This is a genomic window from Rhizobium sp. BK251 (assembly GCF_004345245.1).
Taxonomy (GTDB): Bacteria; Pseudomonadota; Alphaproteobacteria; order Rhizobiales; family Rhizobiaceae; genus Rhizobium.
Window position 1 is genome coordinate 563,351 of record NZ_SLUQ01000002.1, and the last position, 20,768, is coordinate 584,118.

At 62.3% G+C, this 20,768-nt stretch carries 18 protein-coding genes, 1 other RNA gene and 1 pseudogene; 16 read left to right on the forward strand and 4 right to left on the reverse strand.

Going from position 1 to position 20,768, the window contains the following annotated elements; all coding sequences use genetic code 11:
- Positions 1-7 precede the first annotated feature (7 nt).
- Positions 8-1,255, reverse strand: a complete 1,248-nt coding sequence (locus EV286_RS06590; protein ID WP_132956206.1) for a DUF3419 family protein — start codon at positions 1,253-1,255, stop codon at positions 8-10.
- A 227-nt stretch (positions 1,256-1,482) separates the two neighbouring features.
- Between EV286_RS06590 and EV286_RS06595 the strand changes: the two genes are divergently transcribed.
- Positions 1,483-2,862: a serine hydrolase gene (locus tag EV286_RS06595; RefSeq protein ID WP_132956207.1), complete on the forward strand. Its 1,380-nt coding sequence runs from the start codon at positions 1,483-1,485 to the stop codon at positions 2,860-2,862.
- A gap of 3 nt (positions 2,863-2,865) precedes the next feature.
- Here EV286_RS06595 and EV286_RS06600 read toward each other — a convergent pair whose 3' ends face one another.
- From EV286_RS06600 to EV286_RS06610, 3 genes are all read right to left on the reverse strand, one after another.
- Positions 2,866-3,954 carry a lytic transglycosylase domain-containing protein gene (locus EV286_RS06600; protein ID WP_245500628.1) on the reverse strand — a complete coding sequence of 363 codons (1,089 nt, stop codon included), beginning with the start codon at positions 3,952-3,954 and terminating at the stop codon, positions 2,866-2,868.
- Between the two features lie 110 nt (positions 3,955-4,064).
- Complete coding sequence (locus tag EV286_RS06605) at positions 4,065-4,700, reverse strand: LysE family translocator (protein WP_132956208.1); 636 nt, start codon at positions 4,698-4,700, stop codon at positions 4,065-4,067.
- A 191-nt stretch (positions 4,701-4,891) separates the two neighbouring features.
- A complete protein-coding gene (locus tag EV286_RS06610) occupies positions 4,892-6,103 on the reverse strand; it encodes a pyrophosphate--fructose-6-phosphate 1-phosphotransferase (RefSeq protein WP_132956209.1) in 1,212 nt (403 codons plus the stop codon).
- Between EV286_RS06610 and EV286_RS06615 the strand changes: the two genes are divergently transcribed.
- The 15 genes and pseudogenes from EV286_RS06615 to ftsW all read left to right on the forward strand — a co-directional run bounded on the left by EV286_RS06615 (position 6,096) and on the right by ftsW (position 20,765).
- A complete protein-coding gene (locus EV286_RS06615) occupies positions 6,096-6,383 on the forward strand; it encodes a hypothetical protein (protein WP_132956210.1) in 288 nt (95 codons plus the stop codon). The genes EV286_RS06610 and EV286_RS06615 overlap by 8 nt on opposite strands.
- 94 nt (positions 6,384-6,477) lie before the next feature.
- The gene (locus EV286_RS06620) at positions 6,478-7,188 is read left to right on the forward strand and encodes a DnaJ family molecular chaperone (protein WP_132956211.1); all 711 of its coding nucleotides are present in this window, start codon (positions 6,478-6,480) and stop codon (positions 7,186-7,188) included.
- Complete coding sequence (locus EV286_RS06625) at positions 7,185-7,946, forward strand: N-acetylmuramoyl-L-alanine amidase (protein WP_132956212.1); 762 nt, start codon at positions 7,185-7,187, stop codon at positions 7,944-7,946. Before EV286_RS06620 ends, EV286_RS06625 begins: the two co-directional genes overlap by 4 nt.
- Before the next feature lie 277 nt (positions 7,947-8,223).
- Positions 8,224-8,766 (forward strand): transglycosylase SLT domain-containing protein, encoded by a 543-nt coding sequence (locus EV286_RS06630; protein ID WP_132956213.1) that lies wholly within the window; start codon positions 8,224-8,226, stop codon positions 8,764-8,766.
- An 82-nt stretch (positions 8,767-8,848) separates the two neighbouring features.
- A pseudogene (locus EV286_RS06635) lies at positions 8,849-9,507 on the forward strand (FAD-dependent oxidoreductase).
- A 67-nt stretch (positions 9,508-9,574) separates the two neighbouring features.
- Positions 9,575-10,005: RNase P RNA component class A (rnpB, locus tag EV286_RS06640), an RNA gene on the forward strand.
- Positions 10,006-10,426: 421 nt separating this feature from the next.
- A complete protein-coding gene (gene mraZ, locus EV286_RS06645; RefSeq protein WP_245500640.1) occupies positions 10,427-10,864 on the forward strand; it encodes a division/cell wall cluster transcriptional repressor MraZ in 438 nt (145 codons plus the stop codon).
- 17 nt (positions 10,865-10,881) lie between these two features.
- Complete coding sequence (gene rsmH, locus EV286_RS06650) at positions 10,882-11,907, forward strand: 16S rRNA (cytosine(1402)-N(4))-methyltransferase RsmH (protein WP_132956215.1); 1,026 nt, start codon at positions 10,882-10,884, stop codon at positions 11,905-11,907.
- A gap of 1 nt (position 11,908) precedes the next feature.
- Positions 11,909-12,355 carry a hypothetical protein gene (locus EV286_RS06655; protein WP_132956216.1) on the forward strand — a complete coding sequence of 149 codons (447 nt, stop codon included), beginning with the start codon at positions 11,909-11,911 and terminating at the stop codon, positions 12,353-12,355.
- A complete protein-coding gene (locus EV286_RS06660; protein ID WP_132956217.1) occupies positions 12,355-14,106 on the forward strand; it encodes a penicillin-binding protein 2 in 1,752 nt (583 codons plus the stop codon). The genes EV286_RS06655 and EV286_RS06660 overlap by 1 nt, the downstream gene beginning before the upstream one ends.
- Before the next feature lie 65 nt (positions 14,107-14,171).
- Complete coding sequence (locus tag EV286_RS06665) at positions 14,172-15,635, forward strand: UDP-N-acetylmuramoyl-L-alanyl-D-glutamate--2,6-diaminopimelate ligase (protein WP_132956218.1); 1,464 nt, start codon at positions 14,172-14,174, stop codon at positions 15,633-15,635.
- Complete coding sequence (locus EV286_RS06670; protein ID WP_132956219.1) at positions 15,632-17,059, forward strand: UDP-N-acetylmuramoylalanyl-D-glutamyl-2,6-diaminopimelate--D-alanyl-D-alanine ligase; 1,428 nt, start codon at positions 15,632-15,634, stop codon at positions 17,057-17,059. The genes EV286_RS06665 and EV286_RS06670 overlap by 4 nt, the downstream gene beginning before the upstream one ends.
- Before the next feature lie 29 nt (positions 17,060-17,088).
- The gene (mraY, locus tag EV286_RS06675; protein ID WP_132956220.1) at positions 17,089-18,189 is read left to right on the forward strand and encodes a phospho-N-acetylmuramoyl-pentapeptide-transferase; all 1,101 of its coding nucleotides are present in this window, start codon (positions 17,089-17,091) and stop codon (positions 18,187-18,189) included.
- Positions 18,190-18,196: 7 nt separating this feature from the next.
- Entirely contained in the window at positions 18,197-19,609 is a 1,413-nt protein-coding gene (gene murD / locus EV286_RS06680) for a UDP-N-acetylmuramoyl-L-alanine--D-glutamate ligase (RefSeq protein ID WP_132956221.1), read from the forward strand.
- A gap of 1 nt (position 19,610) precedes the next feature.
- On the forward strand, positions 19,611-20,765 hold the full coding sequence (gene ftsW / locus EV286_RS06685; RefSeq protein ID WP_132956222.1) for a putative lipid II flippase FtsW: 1,155 nt from the start codon (positions 19,611-19,613) through the stop codon (positions 20,763-20,765).
- Positions 20,766-20,768: the final 3 nt, after the last annotated feature.

Here is a 20,768-nt window from a genome sequence, read left to right on the forward strand (position 1 = left end):
ACCCGGCTCACGCCTTCTTCCCGTAGATGTGGAAGGCGCCATAGATCGCAGAGCGGTCCTGAACGGTGAGCTCATTGGAACGCTCGCCGAAATAGACCCACTGCTCGCGAATAGCCGGCGAGAGCCGATCCTCGATGACGCTCTTCTCTGCCGCCGTGCGGAAAATGACGCGTGCACCCTCGCGCGCGGTGCGGGTGATCTCGGCCCAGAGATCGTTCATCTGCTCGTCCGTCATCCAGTCCTGTGCATCGAGCAGGACGTAGCGGTCCATGGAGGAGGCGGACTTGCCGGCGAGCAACTCGGTAAAGTTAGCGTGGTGTACCTGGACGCGGTCGACGTTTGCCCGGATCGTCAGGTAGTGCTCCGGCTTGAGATAGGTCGGCAACGGACCCTCTTCCGCCATCGGGTAGCGGCGCGCAAAGGCCTGCCAGGCAAAATAGTTCTCCCGCATCGGGAAATGGCAGGCGAGCTTTTCGAGGCGGTGCTTGAGGACCGGCGCGATCGAGTCGCCGCCGGCCAGGCTCGCGAGCTCGTCATATTGCTGCGGAGGAATGCCGAGGCCGAAGAGCGAGCTCTTGCGTCCGGTGATCCAGCGAACGACCGGCTTTTCGAAGAGCGGGGCGACCTTCGCATCGAAGAACTGTCGCTGCTCGCGGATGGACTGGGCGCGTGTCATCTCGCGCAGGTCGACGCCGTGGAGGCGGGCGAGAAGGTGGGCAGCACCGATGAAACGGCCGAGAAGACCCGTCTCATACAGATTCCGATTGAAGACGCTGATGCGGCGGCGTCCAAGATAGTCACGACCATTCCAATAGGCAGCCGTTGCCTCATCGAGATGGGGCCGGAGGAACTGGTCGAAGGAACGGCTGTTGCCGGGCAGGCGGGGCGTCGCCAGGAACCGCACGAGCTCCGCATGGGTCGGGAGACGGCGATAGGCAGCGAGCTTCAGCCGGTTCAGCGCGATATGATGCGGGTTGAGGTCCACGACATCGATCGATGCCGGGCCTTGCGACAGGTAGGCCAGCATGTTGCAGCCGCCGGAGCCGATCGTGACGATGCGATGATGAGGCTGGAGCTCCATCGCCTGCATGTCGACATCCGGATCTTCCCAGATCTGGGGATAGACGAGGCCGGAGAAGAGCAGGCCGAACAGCCGCTCGGACAGACCGTCCTTGGAGAGAGCCTTGTGGCGGAGGAGGGCGTCCTTGAGTTTCCGGTTCTTGCGGAAGCCGGCATCCCTTGCAATGTCCGTCATCTGAGTCTGTCACTCACCGTTTTTTAACGTTCAGCGCGTGTAGCGCGCCACTGCTACAGTTTAATGACGTGGGCTGTTGGCAACCGGAGGGCGCCTGCGGACGCACTTTGCGCGTCATCCATCGCCGCTTCTCGAAAAATTGAGCGGAAACAGGCGGATTGGTTATTTTGTGGAGCTTCCGTGTGACAGCGTTTACTGCTTCATTCCGGGCGGTGGAGGGTTCGGGCATGAGGCTGATCGTCAAGCTGGCCAAGGGGCTCGCGGCTGCAGTCGTCGTCGCGGTTGCGGGCGGCTTGGCATGGCTAGCGGTCTTTCCTCCGGAGTTGCTGCGGATCGGCGACGGCTATGCTGCGAAGATCGTCTGCTCGAACGTCTTCATCGCGGGGCGCGACGCGCAGAAGGTGCTTGGCGAAGATGTCCAGGCGCCCGGCAATCCGTTGCTGAGGCTTATCCGGGTATCGGTCGACAGGGATCAGGGAACCGTCACGGCGCGGGTCCTCGGCCTGTTTGCTCCGGGTTACGCTCTTTACCGCGGCGAGCTCGGCTGCGTTTCGGTTCCCGATGGTGATCTGACGGCAGCCCGCAACGCGGCGCCCGCACCGGATGCGACGAAGGCGGTCGCCGGCGAGGAACCATGGCCCGAGGGTGACCGCGTCGAACTCGACCGGCAAGGCCGTATTGCCGCGCTCGTTGCCGACCAGTCGCTTGCGGGGCCGGGGATGCGCGCCATCGTGGTTGTCCATGACGGGCGCATCATTGCCGAGAACTACGGGGAGGGCTTTTCTGCCGATACACCGCTGCTCGGCTGGTCGATGACGAAGACGGTCAATGCGGCCGTCATCGGGCGGCTGATGCAGGAGGGCCGCATGTCCTTCGACGATGCCAATCTCCTGCCGCTATGGGAATGGGATGCCCGCGCGCGCATCCGCCTCAGCGACCTGCTCAGCATGGAGAGCGGGCTTGCCTTCAACGAGAACTACGGCACGGTCGCCGACGTGACGCGCATGCTCTATCTGGAACCGGACATGGCCAGCCTTCCCGAAAACGCGCCGCTGGAAGCGCAGCCGGGCGCGCGTTTTCGATACTCGAGCGGCACGGCGATCCTTCTCGCCCGGATATGGATGAACCGCCTCAAGGATGAGAGCACGGCGCTCGCCTATCCGCATGAGGCTCTGTTTGCTCCCCTCGGCATGACGAGCGCCGTCCTGGAGGCTGACGAGAGGGGCACTTTCGTGGGCAGTTCCTACCTCTACGCGACTGCACGGGATTGGGCCCGCTTTGGCCTTTTCCTGCTGCAGGACGGGGTCTGGAACGGCAAGCGGCTTCTGCCGGAAGGATTTGTCGGTGCAATGCGCACGCCGACGCAGGCATCGAACGGACGCTTTACGCAGGTCCAGGCGTGGCTTGCAGGCCCCGGTGGCAGTTCAAGCGCGCAAACCGGCTTGCCGGAAGATACGTTCTGGCTTCAGGGGCATGACGGGCAGAGCGTGGCGATCGTTCCGTCGGCTGGCCTTGTCGTCGTTCGCCTCGGCCTGACGCCGCTCCGGCAGGGCTATCGTCCGCAGGCGCTGCTGAAGGAGATCGTGGCGGCCGTCGCTGCCCCGTAGACGTCAGTAGTTGCCGTTGGCTACGTCGTCCATGCCCTTGCGCTTGGCGTCGTAATAATAGCCGCGGGCGTAAAGGCGAACGGCGTCTTCTTCCTTGCTATCGGAAACGAGCCATGCGCCGCGCAGGTACTTGCCGGCATATTTGATGTTGGTCTCGGCGTCGAAGAGGCCGTTTGCAGGCCCGTCATAGCCCATTGCCTTGGCCGTATTGTACTTGATCTGCATGAGGCCAAAGTAGCCGCGGCGATTGAAGGCCTTGGAATTGTAGCGGCTCTCGCGATGGACGACGCGGTGAAGCAGCGACTCCGGCACACCGTAGATCTTCGAATACTTGGTTATCAGCCGCGTAACATAGCCCTTTTCGGCAGTCGGGGCAGAATCGTCATCCAGGTCGGGTACTTCCGTCGGCCCGGATTCGTCGAAGTTGAAATCGAGCGCCGGCGGGCCGTCCATGCCGGAAAGGGCGGCAAGCGCAGTGATCTGCGGCGAGGCGGCAAATGCCACTTCGGTAACCGGCGGATAGCCGTCGCTCTTCGGACGCGGCGTCGGAACCACCGACTGCATCGCCGTCATCTCGGGCGTCAGCGGGATCGCGCTGTAGGCATTGACCGGGGTCGCGAGCGGCGTCGGCTCGGCGCCAGGGCGATTGGGATTGGGAAGCGGGATCGCGACGGCGGCGAGCGTGGCGCCCGTCTGCTGGTCGATCGCGGCGAACGCGGTCTGTGCGGATGCCGTATTTTCCGTGGCCACGGGCACGGCAGCCATCATCGGCGCCGTCGGTGCGGCAGGCTGTTGACCCGGCACGGCTGGTGCCTCGACACCCGGCAACTGGCTCGTGGTCGTCTCAACGCCGGTAGCCGGCTGCGCAACCGTTGCTGCAGAAGTTGCAATCTGGGAGGGGGCGGCTTCGGTGGAAGCTATCGGATTTCCGGTGGCGTCCGTTGCAGGTGTCGGCGTGGAGGCAACGGCTGTCGTTGCCTTAAGATCGGCTTTCGAAGCTTGCTCGGCACTCTGGCATCCTGCGAGCAGGCCGCACAGAATCGCCCCCAAGGCAACGCCGCTTCTAAGGCGGGAAAAGCCGATTGCTATCATTCTGCCACTTTCGAAAATTGCGCTGCCCTGCTGCGCAAATCCCCTTAAGGAACCTTAAGTCCTGGATTCCCAATTAACCTATTCGCCCCTATGCCGCAAGCTGTGGCGTTTCAAGCGGCAATGCGCCTATATCCGGCGGTCACCGCACCCGCTGCAATCAGCAATGTTCCGCCGGTCCGGTTGACTGCGCGCTGGACGCTCGCCTTGCGGATCAGGCCGCGCGCCGCGTCGGCGAGAAGTCCGTAGGCGGTTGCGTTGACCATCGCCAGGACGAGGAATGTCGCTTCGAAAACAAGCATCTGGCCAAGGAAGGCTTTATGCGGGTCGAGGAATTGCGGAACGAAGGCGACGAAGAAGACGATGCTCTTCGGATTGAGAGCCGTGACGGTGAACGCGTGGGCGAAAATCCGCAGCGACCTGCTTTCCGGCACGTTGTCGTTGTCGCCGATCGGTCCCGAAATGACCGGCGCGCGCCAGAGCTTGATTCCGAGCCAAATGAGGTAGGCGCCGCCGATCCATTTCAGGACTGTGAAAAGGGCCGAGGAGGCAGCGAGGATGGCGCCGAGACCGAGGAGAGAAGCCGTCATCGCGGTGAAGTCGCCCAGCGCGACGCCGGTGACTGTGGCGAGGGTGGCCTTCCGTCCGTGGCTGAGCGCATAGGAGACGACAAGAAGAATTGTCGGGCCGGGAATTGCCAGCATGATCGCGGATGCGACAACGAACGCGAGCCACGTCTCGATGGTCATGGAATCTCCTCCTAATCCGCTCCGGCAAGGCCTACGGCAACGATGCACTGCAACCCGCTGGGCTAGGTTCGCCTGATATCCTCCGGCCGGCCTCCGTCCCAAGGAACCGGCGAAGGGGCCGAAGCGCGCGGCCCCGACCCGAGTCCAACGTTTCGACGCAAAGCAAAGACACCGTCTTTGCCATCCGTCAATCATGCCTCCCGGTATTTTTGGCCAATGCCATCCATCACTTCGGCGAACCATTTGACGGATATGTCGAAATGCTTCCCGCCCTTGATGCGGGGAAATTCGATCGTCCTCAGCTTGCCGTTCTGCCCCTCGTCATGACCGGTGACGCCGGAGACCTTGTTGAGCGCGCTCTCCACGGCAAGATCCACCATGCCCTGGATGAGGCGCAGGTCCTTGTCATTTGCTGGCGCCGAACGGGCAAAATAGCCTGATTTCTGGACCATCGAGCGTTCCGCGCCGAGGATGGCTGCGAACTGCTTCTGGAACCAGTTGCCGACATTGATGGTATCGATCTTCACGTGGCCGAAGGCGTCGCGCTTGATGGTCTCGCCTGCGGCTTCCCGTTCCGCAACGATGGCGTCAAGGCAGGCGCCTTCCGAGACGAAGAGCGTGACGTAGCCGACCCGCTCCATGATCTCTTTCAGGCGCTCGGCTTCCTCGTCGATGTCGAATGCCATCTCCGGCAGGTAGATGCCGTCGATGCCCTTCATCTCGGCGCTCATCATCATGCCGTCGACATATTCGTTGCCGCGGGTCTTCTCGACATAGGCCTTGGCAGTGGCGGCGGTCAGCCAGCCGCAATGCCGGCCCATCACCTCGTGGACGACGAGGGTGCGCGGCGCTGCGCTCTGTTCGTTGCTGACGTTGTCGAAGAAATGCGCGCCGACCTCGGCAGCCGTCCACGCGCCGAGCGACTGGCGGATCGGCACGATGTCATTGTCGACAGTCTTCGGCAGGCCGACGACGGTAAGGTCATAGCCGTTCGCGCCGAGATAGGCGGCCAGGTCGGCCGCAGTGGTATTGGTGTCGTCGCCGCCGATCGTATGCAGGATGGTCACTCCGTCTTCGGCCAGCTTGTCGGCTGCGACGCGCAGCGGATTTTCGCCTTCCTTGACCAGGCCGCGCTTCACGCAATCTGCGGCATTCGTCAGCTTGACGCGACTGTTTCCGATCGGCGAACCGCCGTAGCGGTGCAGCAGGTGGGCCTGCTCGCGCATCCGGCTGTTGATCGCGATCTTTTCTCCAAGCAGGACGCCCTGATAGCCGGAGCGGTATGCGATCAGCTCGAGTTCCGGCGCGATGTCGCTGTAGCGCTCTATGAGCCCGCCTACTGCCGAAGACAAACAGGGTGCGAGGCCTCCGGCGGTCAGCATTGCGACTTTCTGCTTGGCCATGTTTCCTCCTTGCGCATCAAAGCGTCATTACGAACTGCCCATTCGCAGCATGGATGCGACAGGGAAGGAGGGCTGTAAAGTAAAGAATTTACGAAAAGCGCGGCTTTTGCCCGGGCCGGACGGCAGATGCGACGCCTATCGCGAATATAATCGTTTCAACGTCGACATGCTCGCCGAGAAGGACTGTGGAAAAGGCAAGCATGGAGAAAAACTGCACAGCACGCTCGACCGGGAGCCTTTCGCGAAGCTCAGTCGGTGTTCAACCATTACAGAATTGTGAAAAGTGTTTTCGAGTTTGCGATCAATCGCCAGCTTGCAAAGGGGCGGATTAAATGGTCAAGGTTGATGTGTGATTTAGAACTGCGAGCCTTTAGATGTCGTTCTGGGAAAAACTGCTCAATGCCGTCAGTGGAGCGGCCGGCAATGCTTTGTCGGCGGTGGTGGAGGCAGTGCGCACGCTTTTCGAAGGCGATCCGGAGACCCGCAGGAAGGTTGCCTTCTCGGTCGCGATAATCGCTCTTTCCGCCAAGATGGCAAAGGTCGACGGCATCGTGACGGAAAAGGAAGTCGAGGCATTCCGCGAAATCTTCGAATTTCCGCCTGATCAGGCCAAGAACGTTGCACGTCTCTACAATCTCGCCCGACAGGACGTGGCGGGGTTTGAGGCATATGCGGAAAAGCTGTCGTCGCTCTGCGTGACCTGCGCGGCCAATTGCCCTGTGCTCGAGGACGTGCTGGACGGTCTTTTCCATATCGCCAAGGCCGACGGGATGATCCACGAAAAGGAAATGGCGTTTCTGGCCCGCATAGCCGAGATTTTCGGCATGACCGAGGAACGGTTCGAGCAGATCGGTGCCCGGCACGTCTTCATTGATGGCCGGGACCCCTACAAGGTGCTCGGCGTTTCGCGCAACGACGACTTCCCGACCATCCGCCGCCGCTACCATGGTCTCGTCTATGAGAACCATCCGGACCGACTGGTCTCGCGTGGCGTTCCGGAGGAGTTCCAGACGATCGCCAATGAGCGCATGGCTGCGCTGAACGCAGCATACGAGGCGATCGAAAAGGAACGCCGCGCAGCATGAGTGCCTTCACGGCGGATTTCTCCGCAGCGTTGGTGCAGCCTTCGCCCAATCACGGCGAGCGCGCGGGCGACGGCAAGCCGGACATGATCATCCTTCACTATACCGGCATGCCCTCGGCCGAGGGAGCGCTTTCCTGGCTCTGTCGGGACGAGAGCCAGGTCTCCAGCCATTACTTCGTCAACGAGGACGGTACGGTCGTGCAGCTCGTGCCCGAGGCGCGGCGTGCCTGGCATGCGGGCAAAAGCGTGTGGAAGGGCGAGCGCGACATCAACTCTTCGTCGATCGGCATAGAGATCGCCAATGCCGGCCATCCCGGCGGCCTTCCGGACTTCCCTGACAGGCAGATCGAGGCGGTCATCGGATTGTGTCTCGATTGCGGCCAGCGTTGGGCCATCGCGCCGGAAAGGGTGCTCGCCCATTCCGACGTGGCACCGATCCGCAAGGTGGATCCGGGCGAGAAATTTCCCTGGGGCAGATTGCATCGGGCAGGGGTCGGGCATTGGGTCGAGCCGACGCCGATTGCGGGTGGGCGATTCTTCCAGCGGGGCGATGCCGGCCAACCGGTCGAGGCTCTGCAGTCAATGCTGTCGATCTATGGCTATGGCACTGAAATAACGGGAGAGTTTTCCCCGGAGACCGAAGGCGACGTCGCCGCCTTCCAGCGTCATTTCCGTCAGGAGCGAGTCGACGGAATCGCCGATTTTTCGACGATCGACACGCTGCATCGGCTGCTCACGGCACTTCCACAATACTCCTAGCGAAATCTTCCTTAAATTTCGCTTTGTGTGGCGTGAATTCAGAAAAATATTCCTGAAATCGGCCCGCCACAGCATTTCCATATTATCTCCCAATTGCGATGGTCTAACGGCGCCCGCTGAACGGCGACCGAATGCTCCCCTGTTTGTTTGTGAGAGACCGGTCGTGAAATGAAACGATGAGGGCAGTTGCGGCACGCGGGGCAATATCGTTTGCGTGGCCGTGACAAAAGACGCTTTGCGTTCTCAGGAAGCCTTCTGGCCGGAGACAAAAGACTACATGAAAAATATGATTGTTGCTGCTGCGGCATGCGTGAGCGTGCTGCTGACGGGATACGATTGCGCATTTGCAGGGCCGAAGGGCGCTGAGGGTGAAATGAAAGCACTGCCGACGGTGACACGCAACGTCAGCTATTCTCTGCCGAATGCTTCGGAAGAGCAGTCCAATATCATGAACAATCCTTACTCTGTTCTGATTTCGAAATATGCCGGCCAGTACGGCGTCCCGGTGGAATTGGCGACCGCCGTCGTACAGGTCGAGAGCAGGTTCAATCCCAATGCCCGCGGCAGCCATGGCGAGATCGGGCTGATGCAGATCAAGCCGGCCACGGCACGCATGATGGGCTATTCCGGGAAGGCCAAGGGCCTCTACGATCCCGAAACCAACATCAAGTACGGCATGAAGTACCTCGCCGCGGCGCATGAACTCGGCGGTGGCGAGACGTGCGACACGATCCTCAAGTACAATGCCGGCCATGCCGCCACACGCATGAACCCCGTTTCCAAGACCTATTGCGGCAAGGTGCTGGCGCTCCTCGACTGAGGATTGGACGGCCAAGATGTCGCATGCTTGCGGCCAATCGAATAGTGCACTATCGACTGCGTGATAGTGCACGAGGTTGGCCATGGCAGCGGATTTCAAGTATCTGGTCGTTGGACGAGGAATGATGGGCGCGGCTGCGGCCCGGCATCTGGCGAAGCAGGCGGATGGCGTCGGTGTCATCGGACCCGATGAACCCCTCGACCGCAAGAGCCACGACGGGGTCTTTGCCAGCCACTATGACGAGGGTCGCATCACCCGGACGATCGATCCGGATGCCGACTGGGCGCTCCTCGCCAACCGCTCGATCGCTCGCTACGACGAGATCGCCCGCGAGAGCGGGATCGATTTCTACCAGCCGGCGGGCTGCCTCATCGTCGGTGCGAAGCGCGGCGGGCAGGGCGACTTCATCGAGCGCACGACGACGGCCGCCAAGGCGCTGGGTGTCGAGGCTGGCGTCCTGGACGACCATGCGCTGAGCGCGCGTTTTCCTTTTTTCTCCTTTCCGACCGGTAGCGAAGGCGTCCACGAAACGACGGGCGCCGCGTCGTCTCCTATACGCCGAGCGGATATCCGATGATCGGCTATACGTCCTCGCCGCGGATCGCGGTGCTTACCGGCGGGTGCGGCACGGCCGCCAAGAGTTCCGACGAGATCGGCCGCCTCGGTGCGGAACTGCTTCTCAGAGGTGGAATCAAGGACGCCGGGTACGCTGCGGATTTTGCAGCCTATTTTCGCCAGTAGGACGGTCGCGCCGCCGAGGCGAATATTTTATTGGAATTTCTCGGCAGTCTCGGCTATTGACCCCCTGCCAGTTGGCTGGGCAGCCGCGCTTTACCAATGCCGAAAGGCGGTAGGGTGAGGAAAGTCCGGGCTCCACGGAAGTACGGTGCCGGATAACGTCCGGCGAGGGCGACCTCAGGGAAAGTGCCACAGAAAGCAAACCGCCCCGCCTGCTTTTCCGCCGCGAGCAATGCGACGGAAAAGTTGGCGGGGTAAGGGTGAAAGGGTGGGGTAAGAGCCCACCGCGGGCCTGGCAACAGGAACGGCACGGTAAACCCCACCGGGAGCAAGACCGAATAGGGATGACGCGGACGGCGAAAGCCGTCCGGCCTGTTTCCGGGCCAGTCATCCGGGTGGGTTGCGTGAGGCAGTGCGTAAGCGCTGTCCCAGATGAATGGCTGCCACGTTCCGGCGCAAGCCGGAGCCATACAGAACCCGGCTTACAGGCCAACTGGCGCTTTATGCCCGACGAGCGATCATCGCGATCGGGCAGGGCGGTTCCAAATTGCTGAAAAGGCGCTTCTTTTTCGATCTCCAGAAAATCTGACCGATGACTTTTCGGGATGCTCGCGGGGCCGTTTGGCATGGCGCCGACGCCCGATCCTAACTCTTTGTTAAACTTAACAGTCCATAAATTATCGGATGCAGCGGCCATTCTCAGGCGGCCGTTCCCATTGACGCCCATACGGTCCCATGCTATCCCAGAAGCACACTGCACTAGGGCAATTCACGGCCCGATCATCGCAAAGTTCTGGCGGCTTCCTTTGTGGAAGAGCCGGATGGAGATCGTTCCGTCCGGCGTGCGTATTCGTGACTGATTTCGGGTGCGTCTGCCGGCGGATGGGTGTGCCGGCGTCTTTGGAAACGGATGTACGGCGTGATGGACCGCTTCCTGTCGAATGCGACCAACAGGATCGATGCGAAGGGACGCGTATCCGTCCCGGCTGCGTTCCGCTCCGTGTTGGCGCGACGCAATATCCAGGAGCTATACTGCTTCCAGGACTTTGTGTTTCCGGCGATCAGCGCCGGAGGGCCGGAGTTGCTCGAGAGATTCGAGCGGCAGATCGGCGCGGCGGATCCGTTTGCGCCGGATGCGAACCAGATGTCGCTCCTGATTCACGGGGGCGGGGTCTTTATGAAGTTCGACGCCGAAGGGCGGCTGATGGTCACGGATTTCATCCGCGACTTCACCGGCATCACCAACGAGGTGACCTTCGTCGGCAGGGCGGATCACTTTCAGCTCTGGCGGCCGGAAGCATTCCAGGCCGCTCAGGCGCAGGCAAGGGAGGAGCGAAAGCTGGCGGGCTCGCGCTCCTGATAACACGAGGGAACGGAATGGCGGCGAATCTTGGCGGAGGTTCTTCTGATGCCGATGGCGGACCGGTTCGCCACATTCCGGTTCTTCTCGACGAGGTCCTTGCCGCGCTTGAGCCGGCGCCCGGCAAGCTCATCCTCGATGGCACCTTTGGGGCCGGCGGCTACACCTCGGCGATCCTCGCGCGCGGCGCCGATGTCATCGCGCTCGATCGCGATCCCGGGGCGATTGCGGCCGGCGAGGCGCTGGTCGCGAACAGCGGCGGCCGACTGAGGCTCGTCCACTCCCAATTTTCCCGATTGGCCGATCATGCGCCGACAGATGGCCTCGATGGCGTGGTGCTCGACATCGGCGTTTCCTCCATGCAGATCGACGAGGCGGAGCGCGGTTTCTCCTTCCAGAAGAATGGCCCGCTCGACATGCGTATGTCGGGCGCCGGGGTCTCTGCTGCAGACGTCGTCAATCGCGCCAAGCTCGGCGACCTCATTCGCATCTTCGTTTTCCTAGGCGAGGAAAAACAGGCAACACGCATAGCCCATGCCATAGAGAAGCGGCGGCTCGAGCGGCCCTTCGAAACCACGCGCGATCTTGCCGGACTGATCGAGGTCGTCACTCCACGCAAGGCCAAGGACAAGATCCATCCGGCAACGCGCGTCTTCCAGGCGCTTCGCGTCTTCGTCAACGACGAACTCGGCGAACTCGCGCAGGCGCTTTTTGCCGCCGAGCGCGCGTTGAAACCCGGCGGGCGCCTTGTCGTCGTTACCTTCCATTCGCTCGAGGACCGGATCGTCAAGAAGTTCTTCGCTGACCGGTCGGGCAAGGCGTCAGGTTCGCGCCATATGCCGATGGTTCATGAGCGCGCGGCGACATTCGAATTCGCGGGCAAGCCAATGGTGGCTGCTAGCGAAGCGGAGGCGGAGGCCAATCCGAGGGCACGCTCGGCCAAGCTGCGGGCGGCTGTCCGGACCGCAGCTCCGGCGGAAGCGGCGGATTTTTCCATCTTCGATCTTCCGAATCTCGCCAGTCTGGAAAGGCTCGGGAACTGACATGCTAAGAACTTTCGACATAGTCCTTGTCGGCGTCATGACCGCTACGGCGGCACTGACCTACACGATCAAGCACCGGGCGGAGCTGAAACTCGAGGAGGTCCACCGCCTGGAGGCGGAGATCAAGCTCGAGAAGGATACGATCGACCTCCTGCGGGCGGACTGGGCGCTTCTGACGCAGCCGAACCGCCTGCAGCGACTGGCCGATGTCTATGGCGCCGAGTTGAAACTGCAGCCCACCTTATCGACCTCGCTCGTCCATCCCTCCGAGCTGCCGATGCTGCGTTCGCAGCTGCCGCAGCCTGACGAGCTGGAAGCAAAGGACGGCAAGTCCAAGGCAGTGCCGCCTGCCGCCGCCGCCGAAGCGAAGGCGAAGACGATGCCGCTGCCCGTGCCGAGGGGCGGCGAGGAAACAGACATGATCTCAACGGGATCGGTGGAGGACTGATGTCTTTTCTCTCACGCATCATGGTGTTGAAGAGCCAGGCGCATTTCTCCGCTGGCGTCTACAACCGGTTTGGCGGGGCGGCCAACAACAAGACTTTCGAAGGGTCGCGCAAGAGGAGGGCGAACCAGGCCAAGAGCCGCGTCGCGCTGATCATCGCGAGCTTCGCCGCCGTCTACTGCGTGATCGGCGGACGCCTGGCCGAATACGGGATGGCGCAGCCGGACACCGTCTCCAGCATCATGCCCGCCGACCGGTTGATGGCCTCGCGCCCCGATATCCTCGACCGCAACGGCGAGGTGCTCGCGACCGATATTCGTACGGTTTCGCTTTACGCGGAGCCGAACAAGGTCGTCGATGCCGATGAGGCGGTCGAGAAGCTTGCCTCCGTTCTGCCGGACCTGGACGTGAAGGGCACCTACCGGAAGCTCTCCGCCAAGAGCTCGCACTTCGCGTGGCTGCGCCGACAGCTGACGCCGAAGCAGCAGAGCCAGATCCTGGCCCTCGGCATCCCCGGCATCGGATTCCGTCCGGAGAAGCGCCGCTTCTATCCCGGTGGCCCGACCGCCGCCCACATCCTCGGCTATGTCAACATCGACAATCGCGGCGTCGCCGGCATGGAGAAGTACATCGACGACCAGGGGCTTGCCGATCTTGCCTCGGTCGGGATGACGAGCGACCAGCCTCTCGAGCCGGTAAAGCTTTCGATCGATCTTCGCGTCCAGAGCATCGTGCGTGACGTCGTCGTCAACGCGGTTAAGAACTACGAGGCGAAGGGTGCCGGCGCTGTCGTGCTCGACATCCATACCGGCGAGGTCCTCGCCATGGCTTCGGCTCCGGACTTCGATCCGAACAATCCCCAGGAAGGGGCCAAGGACGGCTGGTTGAACCGCATGTCGAACGGCACGTTCGAAATGGGCTCGACCTTCAAGACCTTCAGTACCGCAATGGCGCTCGACAGTGGCAAGGTGACGCTGAACAGCAGTTTCGACGCGAGCCAGCCGATCCGCATCGGCGGCTTCACCATCCACGACTTTCACGGGCAGCGCCGCTGGCTGACCGTGCCGGAAATCTTCGAATATTCCTCCAACATCGGTACGGCGAGGATGATCGACCTCGTCGGCATGGATCTGCAGAAGGAATATCTGACCCGTCTTGGCCTTCTCACGAAGCTCCAGACCGAGCTGCCCGAGATCAAGACGCCGAGCCAGCCGAAGGTCTGGAAGAAGATCAACTCGATCACGATTTCCTTCGGTCACGGCGTTTCCACGACGCCGCTGCAGACGGCGGTTGCCGGCGCGGCGCTGGTCAACGGCGGCAAGCTGATCGAGCCGACTTTCCTGCCGCGGACGCGCGAGCAGGCCGACGATGTCGCGGAGGTCGTGGTCAAGAAGAGCACGAGCGACGACATCCGCTATCTCTTCAAGCTGAACGGTATCAAGGGTTCGGGCCGCAACGCCGACGTCCCCGGATTCAACGTCGGCGGCAAGACCGGAACAGCCGACAAGGTCGTCAACGGCCGCTATGCGCACAATCTGAACTTCAATGCCTTCATCGCAGCCTTCCCGATCGACAATCCGCAATATGTGGTCCTCAGCTTCTGCGACGAGCCCCATAACGGCGAGAAGGGCCAGAACATCGCGGCCTATACGGCAGCGCCGATGATCAAGAACATCGTGAGCCGCGCAGCGCCGATTCTCGGTGTGGAACCCAAGTTCGGTGAGGACGGTTCCGCCTTGCTGGTGTCTTATTGAATGTGAATGAATATGAGAGGCGATTCGCGAGGGGCGACCGCCTTGAACGAGAAAAAGTACCTTCGATGAAATTGCGAGATATAGCCGGAAGCGAATTTCCGGAACTCAACGCACAGCTTGGCGGGACAGCAGGCGACCTGGAGATCACGGGACTTTCCTCCGACAGCCGCAAGGTTGTGCCGGGCAATGTCTTCGTCGCCGTTGCGGGCACGAAGGCTGATGGCGCGGGCTTCATCGCCGACGCTGCGGCCCGTGGTGCGGCAGTGGTCGTCTCGGGGCATGCGCAGGCTTCTTCCACGATCCCGGTGCTCGCCGTCTCGCAGCCGCGCCGGTTCCTCGCCGTTGCCGCGGCGCATTTCTATGGTCGCCAGCCGGACACAATGGTTGCCGTTACCGGCACGGCAGGCAAGACTTCCGTCGCCTCGTTCACGCGGCAGATCTGGGCCCAGGCAGGCCATCCGGCTGCGATGATCGGCACGACCGGCGTGATTTCGCCGACACGCAACGAGTACGGTTCGCTGACGACGCCGGATCCGGTATCGCTGCACGAACTGCTCGCCGAGCTTGCCGGCGAGGGTGTCACCCATGCGGCGATGGAGGCCTCCAGCCATGGCCTCGACCAGTTCCGCCTCGACGGCGTGAGGCTTGCCGCAGCGGCCTTCACAAATCTCGGCCGCGATCACATGGATTACCATCCGACGGTCGAATCCTATATGGCGGCCAAGATGCGGCTGTTCGATACGCTGCTGCCCAAGGGCGCGCCGGCCGTGATCTTTGCAGACGATGCCTGGTCCGAAAAGGCGATCGCGGTCGCGCGGGCTGCCGGGCGCGACGTCCGCACGGTCGGCCGCAAGGGCGATTTCCTCTCATTGAAGCGCGTCGAGCATTTCCGCCACAAGCAGGTGGCCGAGGTGCATCATGCCGGCGATATCTTCGAGGTGGACATTCCGCTCGCCGGTGATTTCCAGGTCGCCAACGCGCTCGTCGCCGCCGGGCTTGCCATTTCGACAGGCGTGCCGGCTGCAGTCGCCATGGCTGCGCTCGAAAAGCTGCAGGGAGCCTCGGGGCGGCTTGAGCTAGTCGGACATAGCAAGGACGGCGCGCTCGCCTATGTTGACTACGCGCACAAGCCCGATGCGCTACAGAACGTGCTCGAATCGGTGCGGCCGTTCACGACCGGACGCGTGATCGTGGTCTTCGGCTGCGGCGGCGACCGCGACCGTGGCAAGCGGCCGATCATGGGCGAGATTGCCTGCCGCCTGGCCGACGTCGTCATCGTGACCGACGACAATCCGCGGTCCGAGGAGCCGGCCGCCATCCGCGCCGAGATCATGGCGGCAGCGCGCTGCGCCACGGAGATCGGCGACCGCGCATCGGCGATCCGTCATGCCGTGGCGATGCTTGCCTCCGGCGACACGCTGATTGTCGCCGGCAAGGGCCATGAGGAAGGCCAGACGGTTGGGAGTGTTACTTTGCCTTTCTCCGATCATGCGGAAGTCCGCAAGGCGATGGAGGAGATGAAGACGTGAGCCTGCTTTGGACATCGAAAGATATGATTGCAGCCATGGGTGGCCGTCCGTTCGGGACGCTGCCCGAGGGCGTGACCGGCATTTCCATCGATAGCCGCTCGATCAAGCCGGGTGAGGCTTTCTTCGCCATCCGGGGCGATCGCTTCGACGGCCATGATTTTGCCAGCATGGCCATGGCGCACGGTGCTGCGCTTCTCATCGTCAGCGAGGCGCGGCTGCCGGCCATGGGTCGGCTCACGGTGCCGATGATCGTGGTGGAGGACGTGCTGGCCGGCCTCGGTCGCCTGGGCGCGGCCGCGCGGCAGCGCACCCATGCGAAGATCGTCGCTGTCACGGGCTCTGTCGGCAAGACGACCACCAAGGAAATGCTGCGGCACGTGCTTTCGCCTTCCGGCAATGTTCACGCCTCGGCTGCCTCCTTCAACAATCATTGGGGCGTGCCTCTGACGCTGGCGCGCATGCCGCATGATACCGAATTCGGCGTCTTCGAGGTCGGCATGAACCATCCCGGCGAAATTCGGCCGCTGGTGACGATGATCCAGCCGCATGTCGCGATCATCACGACGATCGCGCCAGCGCACCTCGGCAACTTCTCCGACATCAGGGAGATTGCCGCCGCCAAGGCCGAGATATTCGAAGGGTTGGTTCCGGGCGGGCACGTCGTTCTCAATCGCGACAACGACCAGTACGATTTCCTCGAGTCAGCAGCGAAGGCGGCCGGTGTGGAGCACGTCCACTCCTTCGGCCAGCACGCGCGGGCCGACTATCGTCTCGTCGAGTTTAATGGTTCCGGCGAGAGTTCCACCCTGTGGCTCACGATCGGCGGCGAGACGCTGGAAGCTGCGATCGGCGCCCCGGGGCGTCACATCGCCGAGAACGCGCTTGCGGCGCTGGGTGCGGTGACATTGGTCGGCGCCGATCTCGAAAAGGCGATTGCGGCCCTTGCCACCTTGCAGCCGGAAAAGGGCAGGGGGCGGCGCCACAAGCTGACTATTGGCGGACGCCATTTCACGCTGATCGACGAAAGCTACAACGCCAATCCGACCTCGATGGCTGCGGCGATCTCGCTGCTTGCGGCTTCGTCGCCGGAGGGCAAAGGCAGGCGCATCGCCGTTCTCGGAGATATGCTGGAAATGGGCGACCATGCGCAGAAGATGCATGCCGATCTCGCGGCGCCGCTTGTTGCCGCCGGAATCGAGCACGTTTGGCTTGCAGGGCCTGAGATGGCGGCGCTGAAGGACGCGCTGCCGGAGAATATTCACGTCGAATATCGCGAGACCACCGGGGAGCTTGCCGATTTCGCGGTTGCTTCGGTCGGTCCGGGCGATGTTCTCATGATCAAATCGTCTTTGGGTACCGGTTTCGGGAAGATCGTCGCGGGGTTGCTTGACAAGTATCCGGCGTTTCCCGACACGGGGCGGTAACCAATCGTCAGAGCTGAGAAAGGGCTCGTATGCTAATCTGGCTTGTGGAACTGTCTGACTATTTTAAATTCTTCAACCTTTTCAGGTATATAACGTTCCGCACCGGGGCCTCGCTGTTTACGTCAGCCATGATCGTCTTCCTCTTCGGACCGCGCATCATATCGTCGCTGCGCGTTCGGCAGGGCAAGGGCCAGCCGATCCGCGCCGAAGGGCCGCAGACTCACTTCAAGAAGGCCGGCACGCCTACCATGGGCGGCCTGATGATTCTTGCCGGCATCGTCGTCTCGTCGCTTCTGTGGGCCGACCTGTCGAGCGTCTATGTGGTCTGCGCGCTTCTCGTGACGCTCGGCTTCGGCGCGATCGGATTTTACGACGATTATCTCAAGGTGACGAAGCAGAGTCACAAGGGCTTTTCGGGCAAGGCGCGGCTTGCCATCGAATTCATCATTGCCGGTATCGCCGTCTATTTCATGATGCGCACGGCGCTGGCATCCGGGCCTGCGGGCTCGACCTTCGGATCCTCGATCGCATTTCCTTTCTTCAAGGACTTCATGATCAACATCGGCATCTTCTTCGTTCTCTTCGGTGGCTTCGTCATCGTCGCGGCGGGCAATGCGGTGAACTTGACAGACGGCCTCGATGGGCTTGCGATCGTTCCGGTGATGATTGCGGCGGCTTCCTTTGGCGTTATCGCCTACCTGGCGGGTAACGCCGTGTTCTCGAACTATCTGCAGATCAACTTCGTTCCCGGCACGGGCGAGCTCGCCGTCGTCATGGGCGCGGTCATCGGCGCCGGCCTCGGCTTCCTGTGGTTCAACGCACCGCCGGCAGCTATCTTCATGGGCGATACGGGCTCGCTGGCGCTCGGCGGCATGATTGGCACGGTAGCGGTTGCCACGAAGCACGAGATCGTCATGGCGATCATCGGCGGCCTCTTCGTCATCGAGACGCTGTCGGTCATCATCCAGGTCGGCTTCTTCAAAATGACTGGCCGGCGCGTCTTCCTGATGGCGCCGATCCACCACCATTTCGAGAAAAAAGGATGGACGGAAAGCCAGGTCGTTATCCGTTTCTGGATCGTTGCGGTGATCCTCGCTATGGTTGGCCTTTCAACGCTGAAACTGAGGTGAGACGGGCATGATTCCGGTCACCACGCTCAGGGACAAGAAGGTCGCGCTGTTCGGGCTCGGCGGATCGGGCTTTGCGACCGCGCGGGCGCTGATGGCGGGCGGTGCGGACGTGACCGCGTGGGACGACAATCCCGACAGCGTGATGAAGGCGGCCGCGGAGGGGATCCCGACCGCGGATCTGCGCCAGATAGACTGGAGCGTCATTTCGGTGCTGGTGCTGTCGCCCGGCGTGCCGCTCACCCATCCCCGGCCACACTGGACCGTCGACCTTGCCCATGCGGCGGGTATCGACATCATCGGCGACGTCGAGCTTTTCGTTCGCGAGCGGCGGGCTCACGCGCCCGGTTGCCCGTTCATCGCGATCACCGGCACCAATGGCAAGTCGACGACGACGGCGCTTGTCGCCCATATCCTCAGGTCGAGCGGGCGCGATGCGCAACTCGGCGGCAATATCGGCACGGCGATCCTCACGCTGGAACCGCCAAAGGCGGGCCGCTTCTACGTGGTCGAATGCTCGTCCTACCAGATCGATCTCGCTCCAACGCTCAATCCCTCGGCGGGCATCCTGCTCAACCTGACGCCCGACCATCTCGACCGGCATGGGACGATGCAGCACTATGCCCACATCAAGGAGCGGCTGGTTGCGGGCAGCGATATCGCCATCGTCGGCGTCGACGACAGCTTCGGCGCACTGATTGCCGATCGGCTGGAGCGGGCCGGCAGCAAGGTGACCCGGATTTCACGCCGGCAGGTCCTCGCGAATGGCTTCTATGCGGAGGGCAGCCGGATCATCATGGCGCGGGGCGGCACAGGCTCCGAGATCGCCAATCTCGACGGAATCCAGACCCTGCGCGGCTCGCATAATGCCCAGAATGCCGCCGCTGCGATTGCCGCCTGCCTTGCCGTTGGCGTTTCGGCTGCCGAGATCACTGCCGGATTGAAGTCCTTTCCCGGGCTCAAGCACCGCATGCAGCCTGTTGGCCGCCGGGGACGGGTCGTCTTCGTCAACGATTCCAAGGCCACGAATGCCGATGCCGCTGCTCCCGCGCTCTCCAGCTACGACCGCATCTACTGGATTGCCGGCGGTCTGCCGAAGGAAGGGGGGATCACCTCTCTTGCGCCGCTCTTTCCGCGCATCGCCAAGGCCTATCTGATCGGGGAGGCGGCGCCCGCATTTGCCGCGACGCTTGGCGATGCCGTGCCTTACGAGATTTCCGGCGTGCTTGAACGGGCAGTCATGCACGCGGCGGACGACGCCTCAAAGGACGATAGCCCGCTTTCCGCGGTGATGCTTTCCCCGGCTTGCGCAAGCTTCGACCAGTACAAGAACTTTGAAGTCAGGGGCGACGCCTTCGTGAGCCACGTGGCGGCGCTGGACGGAATCACTATGCTGATCGACTCGGCAACGGGGGACAAATGACATGGTAAGTCGCGCGGAACGTGGACCCCTGGCCGATTGGTTCTGGACGATCGACCGGTTCTTCCTGGCATTGTTCATATTGCTCATGGGCATCGGCTTCATGCTTTCCTTCGCTGCCTCGCCGGCGGTTGCGGAGCGCATCGGGCTAGAACCCTTCCACTTCGTCAAGCGTCATGCCGCATTCCTGCTGCCGGCTCTCGGCGTGATGATCGGACTCTCCTTCCTCACGCCGCGCCAGGTGCGCCGCACGGCCATGGTGCTCCTCGTCGTATCGCTCGCCATGATGCTGCTCGCGCTCTTCTTCGGTGTGGAGGTAAAGGGCTCACGCCGGTGGGTGACGCTCGCAGGGCTTTCGATCCAGCCGTCCGAATTCATGAAGCCCGCCTTCGTCGTGGTGTGCGCCTGGCTCTTTGCCGAGCATGCGCGCCAGCCGGAGATCCCGGGCAATCTCTTCGCCATCATCCTCTTCGGCATCGTCGGCGCGCTGCTCGTCGCACAGCCCGACCTTGGCCAGACCATCCTCACCAGCGCTGTCTGGGGCAGCATGTTCTTCATGGCCGGCATGCCGTGGCTCTGGATCATCGTGCTCGGCGGGCTCGGGGTCGGCGGCTTCATCAGTGCCTATTACATCTTCCCGCACGTGGCGGGACGTATCGATCGCTTCATGACCGGCGAGGGCGATACTTTCCAGGTCGATACTGCCCGCGAGGCGATCATCCGCGGCGACTGGTTCGGCCAGGGACCGGGCGAGGGCATCGTCAAGCGTATCATTCCTGACGCGCATACCGACTTCATCTTTTCGGTCGCTGCCGAGGAATTCGGCGTCATCTTCTGCATGGCGCTGGTGACGCTGTTTGCCGTTCTCGTGCTGCGCGGCCTCTCGCATGCATATCGCGAGCGGAACGACTTCAACCGCTTCGCCGTTGCGGGGCTCGTGCTTCAGATCGGCATGCAGTCGATCATCAATGTCGGCGTCAATCTCGAACTGTTGCCGGCCAAGGGCATGACGCTGCCGCTGATTTCCTATGGTGGTTCCTCTATAATCGCCATCTGCGTGACGGCAGGCTTCATTCTGGCCTTGACGCGCCACCGGCCGGAAAAGCGTGCGCAGGACCGGAGCGTCTTCCGCGTTTCGCACGGCGTGCCGGCGGAGTAGGGC

Excerpts from the sequence above, each read along its gene's own strand:
- EV286_RS06590 (WP_132956206.1), bottom strand. The coding sequence starts at position 1,255 with ATGACGGACATTGCAAGGGATGCCGGCTTCCGCAAGAACCGGAAACTC.
- EV286_RS06595 (WP_132956207.1), top strand. The coding sequence starts at position 1,483 with ATGAGGCTGATCGTCAAGCTGGCCAAGGGGCTCGCGGCTGCAGTCGTC.
- EV286_RS06600 (WP_245500628.1), bottom strand. The coding sequence starts at position 3,954 with ATGATAGCAATCGGCTTTTCCCGCCTTAGAAGCGGCGTTGCCTTGGGG.
- EV286_RS06605 (WP_132956208.1), bottom strand. The coding sequence starts at position 4,700 with ATGACCATCGAGACGTGGCTCGCGTTCGTTGTCGCATCCGCGATCATG.
- EV286_RS06610 (WP_132956209.1), bottom strand. The coding sequence starts at position 6,103 with ATGGCCAAGCAGAAAGTCGCAATGCTGACCGCCGGAGGCCTCGCACCC.
- EV286_RS06620 (WP_132956211.1), top strand. The coding sequence starts at position 6,478 with ATGTCGTTCTGGGAAAAACTGCTCAATGCCGTCAGTGGAGCGGCCGGC.
- EV286_RS06625 (WP_132956212.1), top strand. The coding sequence starts at position 7,185 with ATGAGTGCCTTCACGGCGGATTTCTCCGCAGCGTTGGTGCAGCCTTCG.
- EV286_RS06630 (WP_132956213.1), top strand. The coding sequence starts at position 8,224 with ATGAAAAATATGATTGTTGCTGCTGCGGCATGCGTGAGCGTGCTGCTG.
- mraZ (WP_245500640.1), top strand. The coding sequence starts at position 10,427 with ATGGACCGCTTCCTGTCGAATGCGACCAACAGGATCGATGCGAAGGGA.
- rsmH (WP_132956215.1), top strand. The coding sequence starts at position 10,882 with ATGGCGGCGAATCTTGGCGGAGGTTCTTCTGATGCCGATGGCGGACCG.
- EV286_RS06655 (WP_132956216.1), top strand. The coding sequence starts at position 11,909 with ATGCTAAGAACTTTCGACATAGTCCTTGTCGGCGTCATGACCGCTACG.
- EV286_RS06660 (WP_132956217.1), top strand. The coding sequence starts at position 12,355 with ATGTCTTTTCTCTCACGCATCATGGTGTTGAAGAGCCAGGCGCATTTC.
- EV286_RS06665 (WP_132956218.1), top strand. The coding sequence starts at position 14,172 with ATGAAATTGCGAGATATAGCCGGAAGCGAATTTCCGGAACTCAACGCA.
- mraY (WP_132956220.1), top strand. The coding sequence starts at position 17,089 with ATGCTAATCTGGCTTGTGGAACTGTCTGACTATTTTAAATTCTTCAAC.
- murD (WP_132956221.1), top strand. The coding sequence starts at position 18,197 with ATGATTCCGGTCACCACGCTCAGGGACAAGAAGGTCGCGCTGTTCGGG.
- ftsW (WP_132956222.1), top strand. The coding sequence starts at position 19,611 with ATGGTAAGTCGCGCGGAACGTGGACCCCTGGCCGATTGGTTCTGGACG.